The following is an 18,014-nucleotide window of genomic DNA, read 5'->3' as shown; positions in this document are numbered from 1 at the left end:
AAAAAATGGCTGCCTCGTAGGGCAGCCATTTTTACTGAATACTCAAACTGTCAGCAGAGCTTAAGCCTTCTTAGCGTAAGCAGAGCACCAGCCTGGGCCAGCAACTTGCTTAGCACCAAACAAAGAGCAACCACCAGCGGCAGAACCTGCTTTACCTTGATACAAGGCACAGTTGCTGCAAATTTGACCTGCAGCGTATTTAGGATATTTCGCTTTATCCACTTTGGAGGCATCAGCCTTGTAACCCAAAGCAACAGCTTGTGGATCAGTTTCAGCAAGCATGGCTTGAGCCTGAACATGACCGTTCAAAGCTAATGTGCAAGCACCAGCAGCAGACAAAATCATAAATTGGCGACGACTATTTTTCATATGAACTCCAGAAAGTGAAATAGAACAAAGAATGCACTAAATGGATCATAGAGCAGATCAAATTACTCAGCTATGGGCAGCCCAAGCTATTGATTTACTTAGCTATTTTGTTGAGAACTGTTCTCAACCAAGAAAGTACCCAACTGCACTGGATGCACCACAGACTTACGAGATGTCGTTAGCGCCAACCTTTTAGATTCATACAGCCAATACGTTGCTTAATATGAGTCCCAGATCCCGACTCTGGATATGCTCGAGCACAATCTACGGCATCTTGTCGAAAAGTCGCTTGATTATTTTTGGCGGGGTCACGATTGACGTCCGGATATAAAGAGCACCCAAACAAGACTGCGCTCATCAACAAGCTAAGTAGTGCTGTCATCTTCTCTTTAATTACCCTGGTCTCTCATCTCTTGTCTCTTGTCTTTCTTCTCTTGTCTTTCGTCTCTTACCTCTTATCTAAAAGAGATAAAAACTCACGACGCAAATTCGAGTCCTTTAAGAACGCTCCGCGCATCACACTGTTAATCATCCTCGAATTAGGGTCTTTAACACCGCGCCATTGCATGCAAAAGTGGTCTGCTTCCATGACGATAGCAACCCCAATAGGCTTAATTTTTTTCTCTAGCATATCTGCCAACTCCACCACTGCCTCCTCTTGGATTTGTGGTCGACACATGATCCATTCAGTTAAGCGCGAGTACTTCGATAAACCAATGAGTGCAGATTCTTTATTAGGTAAGACGCCAATCCAAACCCGGCCCATGATGGGGCAGAAATGGTGAGAGCAAGCACTGCGAACAGTAATGGGCCCAATAATCATCAACTCATTAAGGCGGCTGACATTCGGGAATTTCGTTAAGGAAGGCTGCTCAACATAGCGACCATTAAAGACCTCTTTAACAAACATTTTGGCAACACGTTGACTGGTATTTTGAGTATTGTGGTCACTCTCAGTATCAATAACCAAGCTCTCTAAGACTGCCTGCATCTTCTGTGCAACCTCATCCACCAAGCCCTCTAGCTCTCCTGGTTGAATAAACTTAGAAATATTGTCATTTGCATGAAAGCGTGCTTTTTGAGCCTCGATACGTCGACGAATCACTACCGACAACGGTGTACCACTTTCACTCTTACTTGTAGTAGCTGCCTTAACAGGCTTTACGCTGGCAACTTTCTTGACAGGTGTTTTAACAACTGACTTTGTTGCAATTTTCTTAGTGGCCATAAATATTTTTTGTCTCGATGAATTTTTTATACTAATTAAAAGATGATTTTTTGAGGGGCTATCTCAGCAAGGGTTGGTGAATGGATTTAGATCTGAAAAAAGATCGCCACGACACACACTAATCCAGCAAGCCAAACGATTGACCTCGTAGTTGGCCAATTGGCTAAATAGCAAATCAGATAAGCAATACGCGTCAGTACAAATCCCATTGCTAATAAATCGACCCTATTTTGTGGCGCGTTAGCCATCGATGCGATGATCACTGCAGCAAAGAATAAAGGAAGAGACTCGAATAAATTTGCTTGAGCAGCATTCGCTCGCGCCCGAAAGCCTGTCTGCTGAGCAAGCCATTGTCTTGGCATGCCATTGTCATAACCCTCAAAACCTTTTTTGGCAATCCCTGCTGCCACAATCGGAAATAGCCCCATAAACAGAATGCACCAATAGGCGATAGTCATCAATGTCCTTTAGTTGAGTGCTCTGCTTGAGCTTTTTTCTTTGAACCAATACGGCTCTCAGTCCCATTCAGGAGATTAGTAATATTGTTACGATGGCGCCATATTAATAATGCGCTTACCACCGCTAAGGCAAGCGCCATTGGGTGAAAACCAAATAAAAATATAAAGTAAACAGGGCCGAATACAGCAGCAGCTAGCGCAGCAAGTGATGAGTAGCGCATGAATGTCGCAACAATGATCCAAGTACTCAGAGTTGCTAAACCTAAGATCCAATTAATTCCAAACAAGATGCCGCAAGCTGTAGCTACACCCTTACCACCCTTAAAGCCATGGAAAATTGGGAACAGGTGACCCAGGAACACTGCTACTACCACCCCGCACAATAACCAAGAATTGAGTGTCGATGTCAAAGCTGCATCGCCGAGCAATGCTCTCGCTAGCATCACTGCAAAATAACCCTTTAGCGCATCTCCAATGAGTGTAAGGACGGCTGCAAGCTTATTGCCTGTGCGCAGAACGTTAGTAGCGCCGGGATTACCTGAGCCATAAGAATGGGGGTCGGGCAAGCGCATGCACTTACTGACCACTACCGCAAAAGAGATGGAACCAATCAGGTAGGCAGCTGGAATCAGCAATAGATCTAAGGAGAAATTCATTGTGCTATCTTAAACACTTCTCCAAATAATGGTTTTTAACTATCCAGAAGTAAGATTTTTGCTACAGTAGTGTTGAATGTATGAGGAGGTGCCATGCCAATAGTCATTTCGACTGTACTTACTTGCAATCAGAGTCAAGCAGTCAGGTTACCCACCGAGGCTTGCTTGCCAGATAAAGTGAAACAGGTCATTGTCCGTATTCGCGGTCATGAGAGAATCATTTCACCCTTAGCAAACACTTGGGATAACTTTTTCTTAAACGGGCCATCCGTGTCTGATGACTTCATGAAGGAGTGTGGAGAGTAAAAACTATACTGCGAGCTCTCTATTACGCAGCCTGCAATACATCGGCGACCCAGGCATTAATACTCTTTCCTGATGCCTCAGCAGTTCTTGCTACTTTCGCATGAATTTCTGGTGAAATGCGCAACATCAACTTTCCAGAATATGGTTTTTGTGGCTTTACACCATGCATTTCCGACATAGTGATGTAACCATCCACCGCCGCTTCGAAGGCTTTAATTAACTCCGAAACAGACTCGCCATGAAAAGAGACGATATCTGTAATGCCAGTCAAGTGACCGACAAAAATACGATCATCTGCATCAAACTCAACGTTGGCAGAGTAATTCTTGTAACTTAGCGGCTTGTTCATGGCTTAACTCCTATTAGGACCAAAAAACTTTGAACATCTTTTACTTGATACCTTTTTGCTTCTTTACTGGGGTGTGGCCTATGCAGATCCAGCCTGTGGTTATTTATTAAAAAGCTTACCCTAGATCCCTCACCTTCAACACATTGACTACCAATTGCTATCAACAATAATTCAATCTTTCTCCACTCTATCGTTGCAGAAGTGGGTTTAGCAAACACTCTGCCTGTAGAGTTTTTTGGTGTTTGCTATTCATTACCTAAATGATATCATAAAATGATATCAATCTGAAACCCCTAGCCGCGCGGATGATGCTGCTGATGAATAGACTTGAGGCGCTCTCTGGCCACGTGGGTATATATCTGAGTAGTAGAGATATCGGCATGTCCCAAAAGTAGCTGCACAACTCTTAAATCTGCACCATGATTGAGTAAATGAGTAGCAAAGGCATGTCGCAGCGTATGCGGAGATAAGGCTACTGGAATATTAGCGATGGTAGCGTAGCGCTTTATCAGCGCCCAAAAAGCTTGACGAGTGAGGCCTGTGCCAGTGTGACGCCCAATGAAGACCGCATCAGAGGTCTTGCCTTCAAGTAATGGCGTTCTCGCATCCGCTAGATAGCGACGTAACCATTGCCCTGCCTCACCACCAAATGGCACCAAACGCTCCTTGCCACCCTTACCATTCACAACTCGGATCACACCCTCATTTAGACCCAATGCAACTGTCTTTAATGCCACGATCTCAGAAACACGCAAACCACTGGCATACATTAACTCCAACATGGTGCGATCTCGCAATCCCAGTGCTGTCTCTACATCAGGGGCATTGAGCAAGGTAGTGACCTGATCTTCACTCAAGGTCTTCGGGAAACGCAATGCTTGCTTGGCGGCACGCAAACCAATACAAGGGTCACTTTTAACCAAGTTCATGCGCAGGGCATGGCGATAAAAGCGTTTGAATACCGTCAAGCGACGATTGGCAGTAGTCGCCTTATCAGCTCGGCGATGTGCGATGTATGCAGTGAGATCTTTTTCTGCAACGCCGTAGAGATCGATACCAGAATCCTGTTTCAGCCACTGGGCCAAGAGCAATAGATCTCGGCGATAGGCAGATAAGCTGTTTTTTGCCAAACCATCTTCCAGCCAACAAGCATCGCAGAAGCGCTCAATAGCTTCTTGGCTTGCGGGTTGCATATTACTTGGTAGCCTCTTCCAACTTTTCTGCTAACCAAATCTTCATCAAAGACTGGTAGGGAACATCAATCTTGTTAGCCTGCAACTTAATACCCTCGAGAAAACTTTGGGATAGGCGTAGAGATATAGAAGCTGTTGTGGGCTTCAAATTGGGCATGGTTACCCGTTTAGCTTTTGATAAATCAAAGTAATCAGCAGCATCATTTTTTTCCCAAAAAATGCGCTCCTCTTTTTCATCCCCAAAGGATGGAATGGCTAATTTGTTAGGCTTTTTCATAGAACGCCCTTTCTTTCTTACTCATCGATCTTGCTGAAACTATGCGAATCAGGGTTTCCTGACTACGCAGAGTAAAAATAATTGATAAAAGTCTCATGGTGTTCGTAATGCCTAAAGCGAGAAACCGACTCTCCACATAACTATGGTTCTCATCACCCTCAATCAATAAAGGTTGATTGAAGAAAATCTCCTCTGCCTCACCTTGAGAAACATCGTGCTTATTGTGATTCTTGTAAGCATTGCCCGCATCCCACTGAAACCCAACTATTTTTTGAAAATCGATCATTAATGTATATTACTATAATATACATTACTGCAATCTGCAAGTGGGTATTGAGACGATACCCAATTACTCTTTTAGAGAGAATTAGTCACGGAAGTTATTAAAGCCTAATGGGGCCTCGGATACTTCCTTCTTGAGCATTGCCATGGTTTCTTGCAGATCGTCGCGCTTAGTGCCTGTTACACGAACCGCATCCCCCTGAATACTCGCCTGCACTTTGATCTTGCTGTCTTTAATGATGCGCACTACTTTTTTAGCTAACTCTGAAGTAATCCCTTTTTGAATCTTCATTGTCTGCTTGCGCTTATCACTGCCAATAGTCTCTTTTTTGTCGTCTTTCAGGTAGCGCACATCCACATTGCGTTTAGCCATCTTGCCGTAGAGAACATCGCGAACTTGACCTAACTTAAAGTCATCATCTCCAAACAAGATCAAAGTCTCATCTTTTTGCTCAACCCGGCTATCGGAGCCTTTAAAGTCAAAGCGATTGGTAATCTCTTTATTCGATTGCTCGATTGCATTTTTCAATTCAATCATGTCTGGCTCACACACTACGTCAAATGAGGGCATCTCAAACTCCTTAAATAATCTGGGTATTCAATTCTGCAAATTCAATCATTGCATTGTTACTTTTCAAGTTTTTTCATAAATTACGAACAGAAACTCGAACACGAATAAGATTGTGGCATGAACTCCGCGAAAAATGCGCCCCATCCAGCAAAATTGACTCCCAATCTGGGACTCAAGCACCGGAATAGCTTTGGCTTGGATTCAATAGCGGAATTGGCATATGAAATTAGCTCTGCAGAGCAATTACCGCCCCTAATGCAGGAGTTGAGTGATCAGAAACTGGCCTGGCGTGTATTGGGTGGTGGCAGTAATGTGATCCTTCCAGACGCATTACCTGGAGCAACCCTACTCATTAATATTCTGGGGCAGGAAGTAATCAAATCAAATGAACAAAGTACATGGCTAGCGGTAGGTGCCGGGGTCAACTGGCATGAATTGGTCGCTTGGACACTAGAACACCACCTTCCAGGGTTTGAGAACCTGGCACTCATACCTGGAACGGTTGGTGCAGCCCCTATTCAGAACATTGGCGCTTACGGCCTGGAGATTGGTGAATACATTGACAACATCGAAGCATTTGATTCTGCGGCTCATGCCTTTGTCACTCTCCCGCAAGAAGCATGCCGATTTGCCTATCGCGATAGCTACTTCAAGCAAAATCCCAATCGATTGATCGTGACCAAGGTCGTTTTTAAAATCCCCAAAGCTTGGCAAGCGAGATTGCAATACGCCGATCTGGCAAAGCAATTCGCAAACACAAACACAAACACAAACTCTACTCCAACTGCTAAGCAAATTTTTGATGCCGTCTGCGCTATCCGATCGATGAAATTGCCAGATCCCAAGGTAATTGGTAATGCTGGTAGTTTTTTCCAGAATCCAATCGTGGATAAGGAACAGCACCAGCGATTGATTGAGCAATTTCCAAATATCGTGTCATACCCGGATACCACTGGCAAGCGAAAGTTAGCGGCTGGATGGTTAATTGATCAATGCGGCTTTAAAGGCAAGCGTGTCGGCGCTGTAGGCGTTTATGAAAATCAAGCGCTAGTGCTGGTTAATCATGGTGGCGGCACATCTGCTGACATATTAAATCTAGCAGAACGTATTCAGACAGAAGTGTTGGATAAATTCGGCGTAGAACTCGAAATCGAGCCAAATATTCTTTAGCTGTTCCTTCGCAAGGAGAAGCCTTCCTACCCTCTTTGCTTTCGGGTTATTCAAATCCTAGACAATATTAAATGTCCAAATTCTCAGGCCGTCTAAGTTTATACCGTCAAACAAACGACAGTTAGGCTTGAAATAAAGGGGGGTTACATGTTTAAGTATCCAGCAACAATTACCAAAGATGGTCGAGATCTTCTTGTTACATTTAAAGATGTACCAGAAGCTATTACATTTGGCAAAACTGAAGCCGATGCGCTCTCTAATGCTGTGGATGCATTGGAAACAGGATTATCTTTTTATGTTGATGCACGTAAGCCACTGCCCAAGCCTAGCAAAGCTAAGCGCGGGCAAAAGCTTGTTAGCCCCTCTGCACTAGAGTCCGCAAAGTTAGGTGAATATCAAGCGATGATGGATCAAGGAATTAAGAAAGCCGAACTAGCACGTAGCCTAGGCTGGCATATGCCTCAAATTGATAGATTATTTGATTTAAAACACTCATCTAAGTTTGATCAGATTGAAGCTGCTGCTACTGTTCTTGGATGTCATATTGAAATTACAGTAGCCGTCTAATGATGTAATGATCGAAATTAGTTTCAAACAACCGCAACAAAATACTGGCATCACTATGCAAGCTCAATCGCATCAGATTCACTCCGAAAAACAATACCGGAAGATGGTTGAGCTCGCAGATATGCTGAGCGATATCATCGGCTCATCTAAAAAACATTCTCTTCTCAATTTATTTGAACTGACAAGCGAATTAATTCGGGCATATGATTTGGAGCACTTTAATGTGCCAGATACAAAACCCCAAGAACTTCTCTCATTTTTGATGGAGGAGCATGGGCTTAAACAGTCCGATTTACCCGAGGTCGGAAATCAAAGCGTTATCTCTCAAATTCTTTCTGGTGCTCGCGAACTGAATGTCCGCCAAATAAATGCTTTGGCAAAACGCTTTAAGGTGCCAGCAGGCGTATTTTTCGATCGGGCCTGTTGATTGAGCTTCTTTGGATTGCACACGGCATACATCACTTGCACTTCCTAAGATTTTTCTCTGATACTGAAAATCACTTTAGTAGCTGAAAAACTAAGGTGCTTGTGCTGGTCCCAAGCTAGGCGCCTTAGTCGGCGCTGCCACTCCAACAAAAATGACCATGCCATCACCACCAGGGTTTAAGAGCACATCATTTAATCCAGCAGGCTTCCAGTTATTCGCTGCCCAAATATTTCCGGCCATGTCCGCATTCACTGACGTTAATCGCATTAATGGCAAATAAGACGGTGGCGCTCCTGTTCCATACAAAGGCTGACCAGAGTTTAGTAATACCTGACTCCCCCCCAGAGGGTAAGGTAAAGCCAGTACTTGGAGTCATCGCCGTTCCCATAGCGACTCCGGTTGGGCAGTTTCCGGTCGCTCCACACAATTGCACAATGCTGTAGCGCAAGCTAGGACTGCTAGTCCCAAAGTTTGACACCCAAACATTTCCTTTGGCATCCAATGAAATGCCCCAAGGGCCATTAATGCCCTGCCCTGTATAGGTTCCCACAATCGTGCCGCTGGAGTTGATGGCATATACCGTAGACGTTGCCCCTGCTGCTACCCAAGCATTGCCAAGAGAATCTACTGCTATCCCTTTTGGATTGCTACCGCTCGGCAGAGAAACTGTAAATAATTTCGAAACACCGCCATTTCTATAACGCAATTTAGAAACCGTATCTGATCCTGTATAGCTCACCCATGCATAGCCATCGCTCGTAATGGCCATACCAAAAGGCTCGATATTATTATCTTCATAACTGATCGGTGTTGTCGTTTGATTGGGATACACCACGACGGCCCTGTTACCATAGCTCGCCATCCAGACATTATTGGATTGATCGATTGCAGTGCCTTGGACCCTCAACAAGCCTGAGGTATAACCTGCGGCAGGAGAAATTGGCACCCCGAGTGAAGATAGCTTTGCTACGGCTCCACTAGTCGGCACATTATTGCCCCAGCCAAAACTGCCTGACCAAATGTATCCTAGTTTATCGACCGCAACTCCAAACCCTGAACCCAAAATACCGCCGCCAGTGATCGGTGAGATGGGAGTGTTAGCAATCCCGTTAGCTGCCTGACCATTGGGCTTAAGCACTATTAAACAATTTGAAGAATTGGGTGTTCCTTGGATCACATTATTGTTAATCCACGCATATCCATTAATATCAAACGCCACATTACCGGGGCCACCGAATGGGCAGCCGCTGCTGCCAGTGTTGTTGACCTTGACCGCCATTGTCCAAGCATCGAGCTTTTGTAGTGGCGCTGAGGAATTAGGCCCCTGGTTAGTAGTCAGCGCTGGCGTATAGCTTGTCACCACATTCCCTAGGTCATAAATGCCGCTGACATTCACGGTAGGATTTAATGCGATGTTCACCATCGCTTGCAAGGTATTCGTTGGGGTAACACCGCTTGCTGAAGGGGTTAAGGCAAATAAGTTGGTACAGGCATTAGCTACACCCTGAGTACACCCTGCCAAGACATTCGCCAGCGTACCAAGCGCACTCCAGGTATTGGTTTCATAACCATTCGGTGAAGTTCGAATGACGTTAGCAGCAGTGCCCGATTCTGCGGAAACCAAATTCTCAGCCATGCCCGCTGCAATACTTATAGGCAGAGCGCTGCCCCCAATCGAATAATCATTACGAAAGAATTGGGCAAAAGCATAGGCTGATGCCACGGTAGTAAGCTCGTTAATCCGTACTGCAGTAAGAGGGCCTGTACCCAAGCTCGCAATGAACTGAATACTGGGAGACTTGTTTGCAACTGCATAGTAGGTAATGGGATTACTGCTTGTATTAGCAGAATTGCTGGGTATTTTTACAGAAAAATTACCTGAGCCATCTGACGTAGTTTGAGCAAGAGCCGAAGATACCCCAGAGTCGATTTGATAAATCGTTACTGCGGCACCGCTGATGGCAATCGGCGTTGACCCTCCACCAGTACTGACAATGCCATAAATGACGGTGCTATTACCAGAGCCGCTGCTTGGACAACCAGTTAGCATCGCAGCCAAAAATAGTATCCCCAGCAGTGCAGTACATTTTTGAATCTGCTTTTTCATCTCATTTACTTTCAAGTTGATTGACTTCCGAAAACTGAACTTCTACTTGACCTTCCGCCAATTGCACTTGATAGATATTTTTCACCTGAAGCTCACTAGGCTTTCGTACCGCCTGTAATTCTGCTTTATTTTTACTCAGAATGACAGCATAGCCGCGCTCTAAGGTTCTTTGTGGATTGAGCATTTCTAGCTGAGACTGGAAGTGGCCTTGATCCCGCTTCCAGTTTTCCATTCTGACCAGCCATGCTTGATTGAGCCGCTTCTGCCATCCCTGAATTTGTTCTCGCATACGATCTGGATTGGGCAAAGCATGACTCAGACGTAAGGCCAATTGATCTAAGGTTTGCGCTTCACGCTCCACGCGTTGGTTTACTCTTTGTAAGAGCGCCTGCATGATGGCGTCTAACTCTTGCAATAGTTGATCACGCCTTGGTGCAGCCAACTCTGCCGCGCCCGTAGGGGTGGGTGCACGCAAGTCTGCAACAAAGTCAGCAATAGTGACATCTGTTTCATGACCGACACCGCTCACAATTGGAATAGGTGAAGCTGCAATAGCGTAAGCAAGCTGCTCATCATTAAATGCCCAAAGGTCTTCAATACTGCCGCCACCCCTCACCAACAAAATGACATCTACGGCATTTTCTTTTTCGGCTGCCTTGAGTGCGGAAATAATTCCGGCTGGTGCATCCGGACCCTGCACTAGGGTTGGGTAAATCACGATGGGGATATGTGGCGCTCTTCTGGCCAATGTACTCAGGACATCTTTTAAAGCTGCCGCCTGTGGTGAAGTAATAATGCCAATCGATCTGGGATGGGTCGGAATGGATTGTTTATTCTCAGCATCAAATACGCCCTCATTCGCTAACTTCGCCTTGAGTTTGAGAAAAGCCTCATATAGACCGCCCATGCCAGCACGGCGCATGCTTTGCACTGTGAGCTGAATATCCCCTCTGGGCACATAAAACCCCAGATTGGCGGCGACTTCCACCAAATCCCCCGATTGGGGCATAAAGCCAACCTGTCCATTGCGACCCCGGAACATCACACAACGAATCTGCCCCTCTTCATCCTTCAGAGAAAAGTACCAATGCCCGCTGTCATAAGCCTTGAAATTCGAAATCTCCCCGCTAACCCAAACGGTATCAAAACGCTCCTCTAAAGAGCTAGCAATGGCGCGGTTCAGATCGCCAACACTGAGAATTTCTCTTTGTATTTCCGACATTTTTTCTCTTCTTTTACACAGCTATTAGGCTCGAAGGCCAATAAATATCCACAGAGACCTATTAACCCTTGATCTAAGCTCAACAAGTAAGCAATTACTGACCCAGATCGTCTCATAAATCCAGCATAGCATACTTAAGTACATGATTCATATACACTATTTTTACAAAGTATTTTGAATCATTTCACTCAAAATAAGCCCTATTCACCATCAATCAAGGACTTACAGCTTGCTTTCTAAAAAGTTTTGCACAGAGTTATCCACAGGATCGCTTTATGAAAACCAGTTTTTAATTCAGCTAAAGTACTGAGCTTATGTACTCAATCTTACTGTCTGCCGGTTGGCCCATCTGGCCCCTACTAATCATCTCCGTTATTGGCCTAGCCATTGTTATCGAACGGGCCTGGTATTTGCGTCAAATTCACGTCTTTCCTAAAGATAGTCTTGCATCTGTCTTTGGGTTGGCGAATACCGTTTCACAGCAAAAAGATGTCACCGAGGCTGAAATTAGCGCCATCAGTCAGCTTTCACCATCAGGACCCCTCTTTGCCTGCATCCTACGTGAAAAATTAGCCGGAAATTCAGCGGATGCCGCCCTAGAAGAGTTGCAAGCTTGCGCCCAGACCACCTGGTTAAAGCTCGATCGTTATCTAGGCGCCCTCGCCACAATTGCCACTGTTGCACCATTACTAGGACTCTTTGGCACGGTAGTGGGGATGATTGAGATTTTTGGCAGTCAAGGCGCCATCAATGGTGGCGCAGGTAGCCCTCAACAACTCGCGCATGGTATTTCAGTGGCGCTTTACAACACTGCCTTTGGACTCTTAATTGCAATTCCCGCTCTGGCTGCCTGGCGTGGTTTACGTGCCATGGCAAATCAACGCCAACATGAGTGTGAAGAATTTACCCGTCAATTATTTAAAAAGCTGTATCCCAAGCACATCAATCCCGCGGATCAAAAATGAGTTGGTTAGATAACAGCGTTCATCACCATGGGCGATTTTCTCTAGGAGTGAAATCTACTTCTGTAGAGCCTGAGATCAATCTCATCCCTTTTATTGATGTGTTGTTGGTGGTGTTGATTTTCTTGATGATCTCCACCACCTTTACCCGCTATCAAGAATTGGCAATCACACTACCAACTGCTAATGGCTCAGCCAGCCAATCCGCAGTCAAGCAAATTCATATTGCCGTCAGTCGAGATGGGCGTTTTGCAATCAACGGCAAAGTGACTGATCGCAGCCAGCTCATCAATGGCTTAAGTACACTCAATAAAGATAATGCAATTCAAGTAAACATCGATGCCGATGCAAGAGCGCCGCATCAAGCAGTCATGAGCGCACTAGAGGCGGCGCGTGATGCCAATCTATCCAATATTGTGTTTAGTAGTCAAACTACTAAGAAGTAGACTAAGCTCTCCCACATGCCTTTACCTAAGAGATCCTCTTTCTTGAACAAGGCCCCCCAGTTTTGGGAGCGGCGTGGGCCGACTAGTCTGGTGCTATGGCCCCTATCTTGGCTCTATGGATGTATTAATCGTGGCCTCGATTTGATCCATGATTTGGATTTCCGAAAGCGTCAGACGCAAGCGGTTCCTATCATTATTGTGGGTAACATCCGCGTAGGCGGAACCGGTAAAACACCGATCGTCATTGCATTAGCAGAGCGCCTTGCGCGCATGGGATGGAAGCCCGGCATTATCAGCAGAGGCTATGGTGCAACTGCAGCAAGGTCGCCGATTTCAGTAGGTAGCACTTCCGACCCAGCACTTGTAGGCGATGAACCAGTGCTGATTGCTAAACGGACACAAGATCGATTTCCGATTTGGGTACATCCTCAGCGAGTACAAAGCATTCGATCGCTCCTCAAGCGAGACCCTTCTGTAAATGTCATCATCAGTGATGATGGTCTGCAACATCGTAGCTTGGTACGCTGGCCCGCAAGAGAAGGTGGCCGTGATATTGAGTTGGTAGTGCGTGATCAACGCGGTGAAGGAAATGGATTTTTGTTACCGGCAGGTCCCTTACGTGAGCCAGCATCGCGAGAGCGAGATGCCACCTTAATGACTGGTGCTTCACAATCCACAAATCCTGCTGCTGAATATTTTTTAGGACGCCGTGCCTTTACTCTCCAGAGTCAATTAGGCACATCCTATCAGCTAGCCCACCCAGACAATCAACAGTCGTTGGCGGTTATTGCCGACACTTATCTCCCAAATAAAATTACGGCCGTGGCAGCGATTGGCAATCCGCAGGGATTTTTTGATGACTTGCTGAAAAAGGGCATCGCAGGCAAATGCATCGGTTTAGCCGATCACGCCACCTACACTCCGGAATTTTTCTCTACCATTCATGCTGAGTGCATTCTCATCACGGAAAAGGATGCCGTAAAATGCACTTCAATACAAGATGAGCGCATTTGGGTGGTTCCCATGAGTTTAGAGCTCCCGAATACACTAGCAGATTGGCTACAGTCTATTTTGCAAAGACCTGATCCAAACCAATACACTTTATAAAAGATAGCAAAGATCATATATGGACAAGCGCTTACTAGAGATTTTGGTCTGCCCTTTATGCAAAAGTACTTTGCATTTAGATGGCGAGAAACAGGAGTTGATTTGCAAGGCAGATCGTCTGGCTTACCCGATTCAGAATGACATCCCAGTAATGCTGGTTGATGAGGCGCGCAGCCTCTCGGCTGATGAGTGCAATTAATTCAATCGCCATCGATTGAACCTAAGATGAGTAATATGTCTCCAGAGTTTTTAGTGGTTATTCCGGCAAGACTGGGATCCACACGCTTACCCCGTAAACCCCTTGCTGATATTGGCGGTAAGCCTATGGTGATTCGTGTGGCAGAACGTGCGCAACAATCCAATGCACAGAGTGTTGTGGTGGCGACCGACTCACCAGAAATTCAGGCGGCCTGTGACGAACACCGTATCGAGTGTTTATTGACCAGTCCAGACCACCTCACAGGCACTGACCGAATTGCAGAAGTAGCGCAATTACTAAAACTGCCGGCACATACATTAGTTGTCAACGTACAAGGTGATGAACCTCTTATTCCACCGGAGCTGATTAATCAAGTTGCGCAAACTTTGGCTGACAATGCCGCTTGCGCAATCTCGACCGTTGCAGTCCCGATTGTGGATGCTTCGGAGATTACCAATCCCAATGTAGTTAAAGTCGTTCTCAATAAAGTCGGTGAGGCCCTCTATTTCTCCAGAGCGAGCATTCCTTTTGTACGCGATACATCAACAAGCAGTAATGTGACTCACTTACGGCATTTAGGTATTTATGCCTATCGTGCGGATTTTTTGCAGGCCTATGCCCGGCTTGAGCCGGCTCCGCCAGAGCAAGCCGAAGCTTTAGAGCAGCTTCGCGCCCTCTGGAATGGCTACCGTATTGCTGTTCATACCGCCCATGAAGCCCCACCAGCAGGGGTTGATACAGCCCAAGACCTCGAGCGGGTACGTCGCATCTTCGCTAGCTAGCCAAGATTCTGGTTATACGAGAGTTCTCGGGGATAATCCTAGGAATTACTTATCAATGAACCCGAAAAAATACGGGACAATGAAGGCCTTCTAAGGGGAAAACAATGCGCTTAATTCTGCTCGGTGCACCAGGTGCTGGCAAAGGAACACAAGCTCAGTTCATTTGCGAAAAATTTGCTATTCCACAAATCTCGACAGGCGATATGTTGCGCGCTGCCGTGAAAGCAGGAACTGAACTGGGTATTGCCGCTAAAAAAATTATGGACGCTGGCGGTCTGGTTTCTGATGACATCATCATTGGCTTAGTCAAAGATCGCTTGACCCAGCCGGATTGTAGTAAAGGTTATTTATTTGATGGTTTCCCAAGAACGATTCCTCAAGCTCAAGCCATGAAAGATGCTGGCGTGCCAATCGATTACGTTCTCGAAATCGATGTGCCATTTGATGCCATTATCGATCGCATGAGTGGTCGTCGTGTTCACCCAGCCTCTGGTCGCACTTATCACATCACATTCAATCCACCTAAGGTGGAAGGCAAGGATGATGTTACTGGTGAAGACTTAATTCAGCGTGATGACGATAAAGAAGAAACGGTTCGTAAGCGCTTGCAGGTATACAACGATCAGACCCGTCCACTTGTAGACTACTACTCAACCTGGGCAGTACAAAGTAATGCCTCAGACAAAGTAACGGCGCCTGCCTATCGCAAGGTCAGCGGCACAGGTAACGTTGATGACATTACTGCTTCTATTTTTGCAGTTTTGAAATAACTTACCTACCCGCTAATTATAGGGGCTGCTTTTGCAGCCCTTTTTCTTTGTCAGGAAAAGGGGTATTATTTAAATAACGTACCTAGTGGTATAGTTTTTTATGACCAAAAAACGTACCTTTAAGACAAAAACTTTTAATAAGTGGATGAGAAAAACTGAGTTAAAAGATGGAGATCTACTCTTCGCAGTTGCGGAAATGGAGGCAGGCCTCGTTGATGCAGATCTTGGTGGAAATGTATTTAAGAAAAGAATTGCTCTACCAGGCATGGGTAAAAGGGCCGGGGCAAGAACGCTGGTAGCAGGGAAAATTTTTAGAAAATGGTTTTTTATTTTTGGTTTCGTAAAAAATGAAAAAGACAATATTACTGATGACGAGCTAGTTTATTTACAAGGTGTGGCAAGTAAATTACTACACCTAACCGATCAAGATATTGAAAACGCAATCCTTGCCGGAGAACTAAAGGAGTTAACAAACAATGCTTAATAAAACAAAAAGTAGAATTATTGAGGAGATGACGGATACCGTAAAGGGCCTTCATAAAGCCGGCGTCATCACTATAAAAAGTATGGAGGAATTTGAGGCCTTACGGCACTTAGAGGTTAAACCGATGACCGCCAAGCGAATTAAGCAGCTACGAAGTAAAACCCATCTGAGCCAGGCTGTCTTTGCCTTGGCAATTAATACTAGTTTGTCGACTATTCAGAAATGGGAGGCTGGAGATAAAAAGCCAAGCGGCACGTCCTTAAAGCTTTTATCTTTAATCGAGAGAAAAGGGTTAGAAGTTATTTTGTAAGAAAATTATTTTAACTCTTTGAGTGCGCTCTCAAAAGATTCAATATCCGCAAAGCTTCGATAGACTGAAGCAAACCGAATGTAAGCCACCTTATCCAAGCGCTTGAGCTCGCGCATCACCAGCTCACCAACGCGCTCACTCGGAATTTCTTTCTCACCAAGACTCAGTAGTTTTTCTTCAATACGCCCGATAGCTTCATCTACAGAGTCAGAAGAGACGGGACGTTTACGTAAAGCGAGCTTAATTGAGCTGGCTAATTTGTCATGACTGTAATCCACGCGACTACCGTTTTTCTTTACGATCGCTGGCAATGCAAGCTCTACGCGCTCATAGGTAGTAAATCGTTTGTCGCACTTCGCACAACGGCGACGGCGACGAATGGTATCGCCTTCGTCCGATACCCGGGTATCGAGTACCTGGGTATCGTCGTTGTGGCAAAAAGGGCAGCGCAATGAATGCTTTCCTCAGTTTCTAGAACTTAACCGTAAACCGGGAAACGCTTGGTTAACTCGGCTACTTGTGCTCGCACTTTAGCAATGTTGTCAGCATCATTTGGGTTATCCAAAACGTCAGCAATGAAATTACCTACCTGACGTGCTTCAGCTTCTTTAAAGCCACGCGTCGTCATTGCAGGTGAACCCAAACGAATACCGCTTGTCACCATCGGCTTTTCTGGATCGTTTGGAATACCGTTTTTGTTACAGGTAATGTGGGCTTCGCCCAATACACGCTCAGCTTCTTTACCTGTCATTTTCTTGGCGCGCAAATCTACCAACATCACATGGGAATCGGTGCCCCCGGAAACAATGCGCAAGCCACGTGCGATCAAAGTCTCAGCCAAGGCTTTCGCATTTGCAATCACTTGCTTTTGATATTCAATAAAACTAGGCTCTTGAGCTTCTTTAAATGCTGTCGCCTTAGCCGCAATCACATGCATTAAAGGGCCGCCTTGTAGACCTGGAAATACCGCAGAGTTAATCGCCTTTTCATGTTCAGCCTTCATCAAGATGATGCCGCCACGGGGGCCACGTAAACTCTTGTGCGTAGTAGAAGTCACGATATCTGCGTGCGGTACTGGGCTGGGATAAACACCAGCGGCGATCAGGCCAGAATAATGCGCCATATCCACCATAAAAATAGCACCGACTTCTTTAGCCAGCTTACCAATGCGCTCCCAGTCAATCACGAGAGAATAGGCAGATGCACCGGCAATAATTAATTTAGGTTTGTGCTCACGCGCTAAACGCTCCATTTGCTCGTAATCGATCGCTTCGTTTTTATCGAGGCCATAAGAAATCGGGTTAAACCACTTACCGCTCATATTCAGGGCCATACCGTGAGTCAAGTGACCGCCTTCAGCCAAACTCATTCCCATAAAAGTGTCTCCTGGCTTTAAAAACGCCAAGAACACAGCTTGGTTCGCAGACGCGCCGCAATGGGGCTGAACGTTTGCTGCCTCAGCACCATATAACGCTTTCACGCGATCAATCGCTAATTGCTCGGCGACATCCACAAACTCACAACCACCGTAATAACGCTTACCTGGATAGCCTTCAGCATACTTATTGGTCAGCTGAGAGCCCTGTGCCTGCATCACTGCTGGTGAGGCATAGTTCTCAGAAGCGATCAATTCAATATGGTCTTCCTGACGCTGATTTTCATTCTGAATCGATGCCCACAATTCTGGATCGGTTTTGGCTAAGGTGTTTTGGCGGTCGAACATGATAATAATCCTGAAAAAGTTGGATTGCTAAGTGAATTAACTTAGTAAA

Annotated in this window: 28 protein-coding genes; 12 read left to right on the top strand and 16 right to left on the bottom strand. The window is 45.6% G+C overall.

The window, feature by feature from the left end; translation table 11 throughout:
- Window positions 1–60 precede the first annotated feature (60 nt).
- From DN92_RS01570 to plsY, 5 genes are all read right to left on the bottom strand, one after another.
- Window positions 61–369, bottom strand: coding sequence for a high-potential iron-sulfur protein (locus tag DN92_RS01570; RefSeq protein ID WP_173959599.1), 309 nt, complete (start codon window positions 367–369; stop codon window positions 61–63).
- Between the two features lie 178 nt (window positions 370–547).
- Entirely contained in the window at window positions 548–751 is a 204-nt protein-coding gene (locus tag DN92_RS01565) for a hypothetical protein (RefSeq protein WP_173959598.1), read from the bottom strand.
- Between the two features lie 66 nt (window positions 752–817).
- Window positions 818–1,597 carry a GTP cyclohydrolase I gene (folE, locus tag DN92_RS01560; RefSeq protein ID WP_173959597.1) on the bottom strand — a complete coding sequence of 260 codons (780 nt, stop codon included), beginning with the start codon at window positions 1,595–1,597 and terminating at the stop codon, window positions 818–820.
- A gap of 86 nt (window positions 1,598–1,683) precedes the next feature.
- On the bottom strand, window positions 1,684–2,055 hold the full coding sequence (locus DN92_RS01555) for an MAPEG family protein (RefSeq protein WP_173959596.1): 372 nt from the start codon (window positions 2,053–2,055) through the stop codon (window positions 1,684–1,686).
- Complete coding sequence (gene plsY, locus DN92_RS01550; RefSeq protein WP_173959595.1) at window positions 2,055–2,711, bottom strand: glycerol-3-phosphate 1-O-acyltransferase PlsY; 657 nt, start codon at window positions 2,709–2,711, stop codon at window positions 2,055–2,057. Before plsY ends, DN92_RS01555 begins: the two co-directional genes overlap by 1 nt.
- A gap of 93 nt (window positions 2,712–2,804) precedes the next feature.
- Here plsY and vapB point away from each other — a divergent pair, with 93 nt between their 5' ends.
- Window positions 2,805–3,017 carry a type II toxin-antitoxin system VapB family antitoxin gene (vapB, locus tag DN92_RS01545; RefSeq protein WP_173959594.1) on the top strand — a complete coding sequence of 71 codons (213 nt, stop codon included), beginning with the start codon at window positions 2,805–2,807 and terminating at the stop codon, window positions 3,015–3,017.
- A gap of 22 nt (window positions 3,018–3,039) precedes the next feature.
- Here vapB and DN92_RS01540 read toward each other — a convergent pair whose 3' ends face one another.
- The 6 genes from DN92_RS01540 to DN92_RS01515 form a co-directional block, all read right to left on the bottom strand.
- Entirely contained in the window at window positions 3,040–3,366 is a 327-nt protein-coding gene (locus tag DN92_RS01540) for a type II toxin-antitoxin system HicB family antitoxin (protein ID WP_173959593.1), read from the bottom strand.
- A complete protein-coding gene (locus DN92_RS01535) occupies window positions 3,363–3,584 on the bottom strand; it encodes a type II toxin-antitoxin system HicA family toxin (protein ID WP_254598314.1) in 222 nt (73 codons plus the stop codon). The genes DN92_RS01540 and DN92_RS01535 overlap by 4 nt, the downstream gene beginning before the upstream one ends.
- Window positions 3,585–3,659: 75 nt before the next feature.
- Window positions 3,660–4,559 (bottom strand): site-specific tyrosine recombinase XerD, encoded by a 900-nt coding sequence (xerD, locus tag DN92_RS01530; RefSeq protein WP_173959592.1) that lies wholly within the window; start codon window positions 4,557–4,559, stop codon window positions 3,660–3,662.
- Between the two features lies 1 nt (window position 4,560).
- On the bottom strand, window positions 4,561–4,836 hold the full coding sequence (locus DN92_RS01525) for a BrnA antitoxin family protein (protein ID WP_173959591.1): 276 nt from the start codon (window positions 4,834–4,836) through the stop codon (window positions 4,561–4,563).
- Window positions 4,823–5,122 carry a BrnT family toxin gene (locus DN92_RS01520; protein WP_173959590.1) on the bottom strand — a complete coding sequence of 100 codons (300 nt, stop codon included), beginning with the start codon at window positions 5,120–5,122 and terminating at the stop codon, window positions 4,823–4,825. Before DN92_RS01520 ends, DN92_RS01525 begins: the two co-directional genes overlap by 14 nt.
- Before the next feature lie 81 nt (window positions 5,123–5,203).
- Complete coding sequence (locus tag DN92_RS01515) at window positions 5,204–5,689, bottom strand: YajQ family cyclic di-GMP-binding protein (RefSeq protein WP_046329570.1); 486 nt, start codon at window positions 5,687–5,689, stop codon at window positions 5,204–5,206.
- Between the two features lie 117 nt (window positions 5,690–5,806).
- Between DN92_RS01515 and murB the strand changes: the two genes are divergently transcribed.
- The 3 genes from murB (at window position 5,807) to DN92_RS01500 (ending at window position 7,853) form a co-directional block, all read left to right on the top strand.
- Window positions 5,807–6,859 (top strand): UDP-N-acetylmuramate dehydrogenase, encoded by a 1,053-nt coding sequence (gene murB, locus DN92_RS01510; RefSeq protein ID WP_173959589.1) that lies wholly within the window; start codon window positions 5,807–5,809, stop codon window positions 6,857–6,859.
- A 147-nt stretch (window positions 6,860–7,006) separates the two neighbouring features.
- Window positions 7,007–7,426, top strand: coding sequence for a type II toxin-antitoxin system HicB family antitoxin (locus tag DN92_RS01505; RefSeq protein ID WP_173959588.1), 420 nt, complete (start codon window positions 7,007–7,009; stop codon window positions 7,424–7,426).
- 7 nt (window positions 7,427–7,433) lie between these two features.
- A complete protein-coding gene (locus DN92_RS01500) occupies window positions 7,434–7,853 on the top strand; it encodes a helix-turn-helix domain-containing protein (protein ID WP_173959587.1) in 420 nt (139 codons plus the stop codon).
- 90 nt (window positions 7,854–7,943) lie between these two features.
- Here the strand turns inward: DN92_RS01500 and DN92_RS01495 are convergent, their stop codons facing one another.
- Genes DN92_RS01495 through xseA form a run of 3 tightly spaced genes read right to left on the bottom strand, consistent with a single transcriptional unit; the run spans window position 7,944 to window position 11,182 of the window.
- Window positions 7,944–8,093: a hypothetical protein gene (locus tag DN92_RS01495; protein WP_173959586.1), complete on the bottom strand. Its 150-nt coding sequence runs from the start codon at window positions 8,091–8,093 to the stop codon at window positions 7,944–7,946.
- Window positions 8,065–9,960 carry an NHL repeat-containing protein gene (locus DN92_RS01490; RefSeq protein WP_173959585.1) on the bottom strand — a complete coding sequence of 632 codons (1,896 nt, stop codon included), beginning with the start codon at window positions 9,958–9,960 and terminating at the stop codon, window positions 8,065–8,067. The genes DN92_RS01495 and DN92_RS01490 overlap by 29 nt, the downstream gene beginning before the upstream one ends.
- 1 nt (window position 9,961) lies before the next feature.
- Window positions 9,962–11,182 (bottom strand): exodeoxyribonuclease VII large subunit, encoded by a 1,221-nt coding sequence (xseA, locus tag DN92_RS01485; protein ID WP_173959584.1) that lies wholly within the window; start codon window positions 11,180–11,182, stop codon window positions 9,962–9,964.
- Between the two features lie 314 nt (window positions 11,183–11,496).
- On the opposite strand from xseA, the gene DN92_RS01480 reads away from it, so the two are divergent.
- The 8 genes from DN92_RS01480 to DN92_RS01445 all read left to right on the top strand — a co-directional run bounded on the left by DN92_RS01480 (window position 11,497) and on the right by DN92_RS01445 (window position 16,242).
- On the top strand, window positions 11,497–12,147 hold the full coding sequence (locus DN92_RS01480) for a MotA/TolQ/ExbB proton channel family protein (protein WP_173959583.1): 651 nt from the start codon (window positions 11,497–11,499) through the stop codon (window positions 12,145–12,147).
- The gene (locus DN92_RS01475) at window positions 12,144–12,590 is read left to right on the top strand and encodes an ExbD/TolR family protein (RefSeq protein WP_173959582.1); all 447 of its coding nucleotides are present in this window, start codon (window positions 12,144–12,146) and stop codon (window positions 12,588–12,590) included. The genes DN92_RS01480 and DN92_RS01475 overlap by 4 nt, the downstream gene beginning before the upstream one ends.
- 90 nt (window positions 12,591–12,680) lie before the next feature.
- On the top strand, window positions 12,681–13,697 hold the full coding sequence (gene lpxK, locus DN92_RS01470; protein WP_254598313.1) for a tetraacyldisaccharide 4'-kinase: 1,017 nt from the start codon (window positions 12,681–12,683) through the stop codon (window positions 13,695–13,697).
- Between the two features lie 19 nt (window positions 13,698–13,716).
- Window positions 13,717–13,896: a Trm112 family protein gene (locus tag DN92_RS01465; protein ID WP_173959580.1), complete on the top strand. Its 180-nt coding sequence runs from the start codon at window positions 13,717–13,719 to the stop codon at window positions 13,894–13,896.
- Window positions 13,897–13,931: 35 nt separating this feature from the next.
- Window positions 13,932–14,678: a 3-deoxy-manno-octulosonate cytidylyltransferase gene (gene kdsB, locus DN92_RS01460; protein ID WP_173961223.1), complete on the top strand. Its 747-nt coding sequence runs from the start codon at window positions 13,932–13,934 to the stop codon at window positions 14,676–14,678.
- A 104-nt stretch (window positions 14,679–14,782) separates the two neighbouring features.
- Complete coding sequence (gene adk, locus DN92_RS01455) at window positions 14,783–15,448, top strand: adenylate kinase (RefSeq protein ID WP_173959579.1); 666 nt, start codon at window positions 14,783–14,785, stop codon at window positions 15,446–15,448.
- A 100-nt stretch (window positions 15,449–15,548) separates the two neighbouring features.
- Window positions 15,549–15,932, top strand: coding sequence for a type II toxin-antitoxin system RelE/ParE family toxin (locus tag DN92_RS01450; RefSeq protein ID WP_173959578.1), 384 nt, complete (start codon window positions 15,549–15,551; stop codon window positions 15,930–15,932).
- The gene (locus DN92_RS01445; RefSeq protein WP_173959577.1) at window positions 15,925–16,242 is read left to right on the top strand and encodes a helix-turn-helix domain-containing protein; all 318 of its coding nucleotides are present in this window, start codon (window positions 15,925–15,927) and stop codon (window positions 16,240–16,242) included. The genes DN92_RS01450 and DN92_RS01445 overlap by 8 nt, the downstream gene beginning before the upstream one ends.
- Before the next feature lie 5 nt (window positions 16,243–16,247).
- On the opposite strand, the gene nrdR is transcribed toward DN92_RS01445, so the two are convergent.
- A complete protein-coding gene (gene nrdR / locus DN92_RS01440) occupies window positions 16,248–16,694 on the bottom strand; it encodes a transcriptional regulator NrdR (protein WP_173959576.1) in 447 nt (148 codons plus the stop codon).
- 26 nt (window positions 16,695–16,720) lie between these two features.
- Window positions 16,721–17,965: a serine hydroxymethyltransferase gene (glyA, locus tag DN92_RS01435; RefSeq protein ID WP_173959575.1), complete on the bottom strand. Its 1,245-nt coding sequence runs from the start codon at window positions 17,963–17,965 to the stop codon at window positions 16,721–16,723.
- Window positions 17,966–18,014: the final 49 nt, after the last annotated feature.

It is taken from the genome of Polynucleobacter arcticus (assembly GCF_013307205.1).
Lineage (GTDB): Bacteria > Pseudomonadota > Gammaproteobacteria > Burkholderiales > Burkholderiaceae > Polynucleobacter > Polynucleobacter arcticus.
Note: the sequence above shows the minus strand (reverse complement) of the source record. Positions and strands in the feature narration are given on the sequence as shown.

What these genes read in the sequence shown, in the direction of transcription:
- DN92_RS01570 (WP_173959599.1), bottom strand. Translation starts at nt 369, where the DNA reads ATGAAAAATAGTCGTCGCCAATTTATGATTTTGTCTGCTGCTGGTGCT.
- DN92_RS01565 (WP_173959598.1), bottom strand. Translation starts at nt 751, where the DNA reads ATGACAGCACTACTTAGCTTGTTGATGAGCGCAGTCTTGTTTGGGTGC.
- folE (WP_173959597.1), bottom strand. Translation starts at nt 1,597, where the DNA reads ATGGCCACTAAGAAAATTGCAACAAAGTCAGTTGTTAAAACACCTGTC.
- DN92_RS01555 (WP_173959596.1), bottom strand. Translation starts at nt 2,055, where the DNA reads ATGACTATCGCCTATTGGTGCATTCTGTTTATGGGGCTATTTCCGATT.
- plsY (WP_173959595.1), bottom strand. Translation starts at nt 2,711, where the DNA reads ATGAATTTCTCCTTAGATCTATTGCTGATTCCAGCTGCCTACCTGATT.
- vapB (WP_173959594.1), top strand. Translation starts at nt 2,805, where the DNA reads ATGCCAATAGTCATTTCGACTGTACTTACTTGCAATCAGAGTCAAGCA.
- DN92_RS01540 (WP_173959593.1), bottom strand. Translation starts at nt 3,366, where the DNA reads ATGAACAAGCCGCTAAGTTACAAGAATTACTCTGCCAACGTTGAGTTT.
- xerD (WP_173959592.1), bottom strand. Translation starts at nt 4,559, where the DNA reads ATGCAACCCGCAAGCCAAGAAGCTATTGAGCGCTTCTGCGATGCTTGT.
- DN92_RS01525 (WP_173959591.1), bottom strand. Translation starts at nt 4,836, where the DNA reads ATGAAAAAGCCTAACAAATTAGCCATTCCATCCTTTGGGGATGAAAAA.
- DN92_RS01520 (WP_173959590.1), bottom strand. Translation starts at nt 5,122, where the DNA reads ATGATCGATTTTCAAAAAATAGTTGGGTTTCAGTGGGATGCGGGCAAT.
- DN92_RS01515 (WP_046329570.1), bottom strand. Translation starts at nt 5,689, where the DNA reads ATGCCCTCATTTGACGTAGTGTGTGAGCCAGACATGATTGAATTGAAA.
- murB (WP_173959589.1), top strand. Translation starts at nt 5,807, where the DNA reads ATGAACTCCGCGAAAAATGCGCCCCATCCAGCAAAATTGACTCCCAAT.
- DN92_RS01505 (WP_173959588.1), top strand. Translation starts at nt 7,007, where the DNA reads ATGTTTAAGTATCCAGCAACAATTACCAAAGATGGTCGAGATCTTCTT.
- DN92_RS01500 (WP_173959587.1), top strand. Translation starts at nt 7,434, where the DNA reads ATGATCGAAATTAGTTTCAAACAACCGCAACAAAATACTGGCATCACT.
- DN92_RS01495 (WP_173959586.1), bottom strand. Translation starts at nt 8,093, where the DNA reads ATGGCCGGAAATATTTGGGCAGCGAATAACTGGAAGCCTGCTGGATTA.
- DN92_RS01490 (WP_173959585.1), bottom strand. Translation starts at nt 9,960, where the DNA reads ATGAAAAAGCAGATTCAAAAATGTACTGCACTGCTGGGGATACTATTT.
- xseA (WP_173959584.1), bottom strand. Translation starts at nt 11,182, where the DNA reads ATGTCGGAAATACAAAGAGAAATTCTCAGTGTTGGCGATCTGAACCGC.
- DN92_RS01480 (WP_173959583.1), top strand. Translation starts at nt 11,497, where the DNA reads ATGTACTCAATCTTACTGTCTGCCGGTTGGCCCATCTGGCCCCTACTA.
- DN92_RS01475 (WP_173959582.1), top strand. Translation starts at nt 12,144, where the DNA reads ATGAGTTGGTTAGATAACAGCGTTCATCACCATGGGCGATTTTCTCTA.
- DN92_RS01465 (WP_173959580.1), top strand. Translation starts at nt 13,717, where the DNA reads ATGGACAAGCGCTTACTAGAGATTTTGGTCTGCCCTTTATGCAAAAGT.
- kdsB (WP_173961223.1), top strand. Translation starts at nt 13,932, where the DNA reads ATGTCTCCAGAGTTTTTAGTGGTTATTCCGGCAAGACTGGGATCCACA.
- adk (WP_173959579.1), top strand. Translation starts at nt 14,783, where the DNA reads ATGCGCTTAATTCTGCTCGGTGCACCAGGTGCTGGCAAAGGAACACAA.
- DN92_RS01450 (WP_173959578.1), top strand. Translation starts at nt 15,549, where the DNA reads ATGACCAAAAAACGTACCTTTAAGACAAAAACTTTTAATAAGTGGATG.
- DN92_RS01445 (WP_173959577.1), top strand. Translation starts at nt 15,925, where the DNA reads ATGCTTAATAAAACAAAAAGTAGAATTATTGAGGAGATGACGGATACC.
- glyA (WP_173959575.1), bottom strand. Translation starts at nt 17,965, where the DNA reads ATGTTCGACCGCCAAAACACCTTAGCCAAAACCGATCCAGAATTGTGG.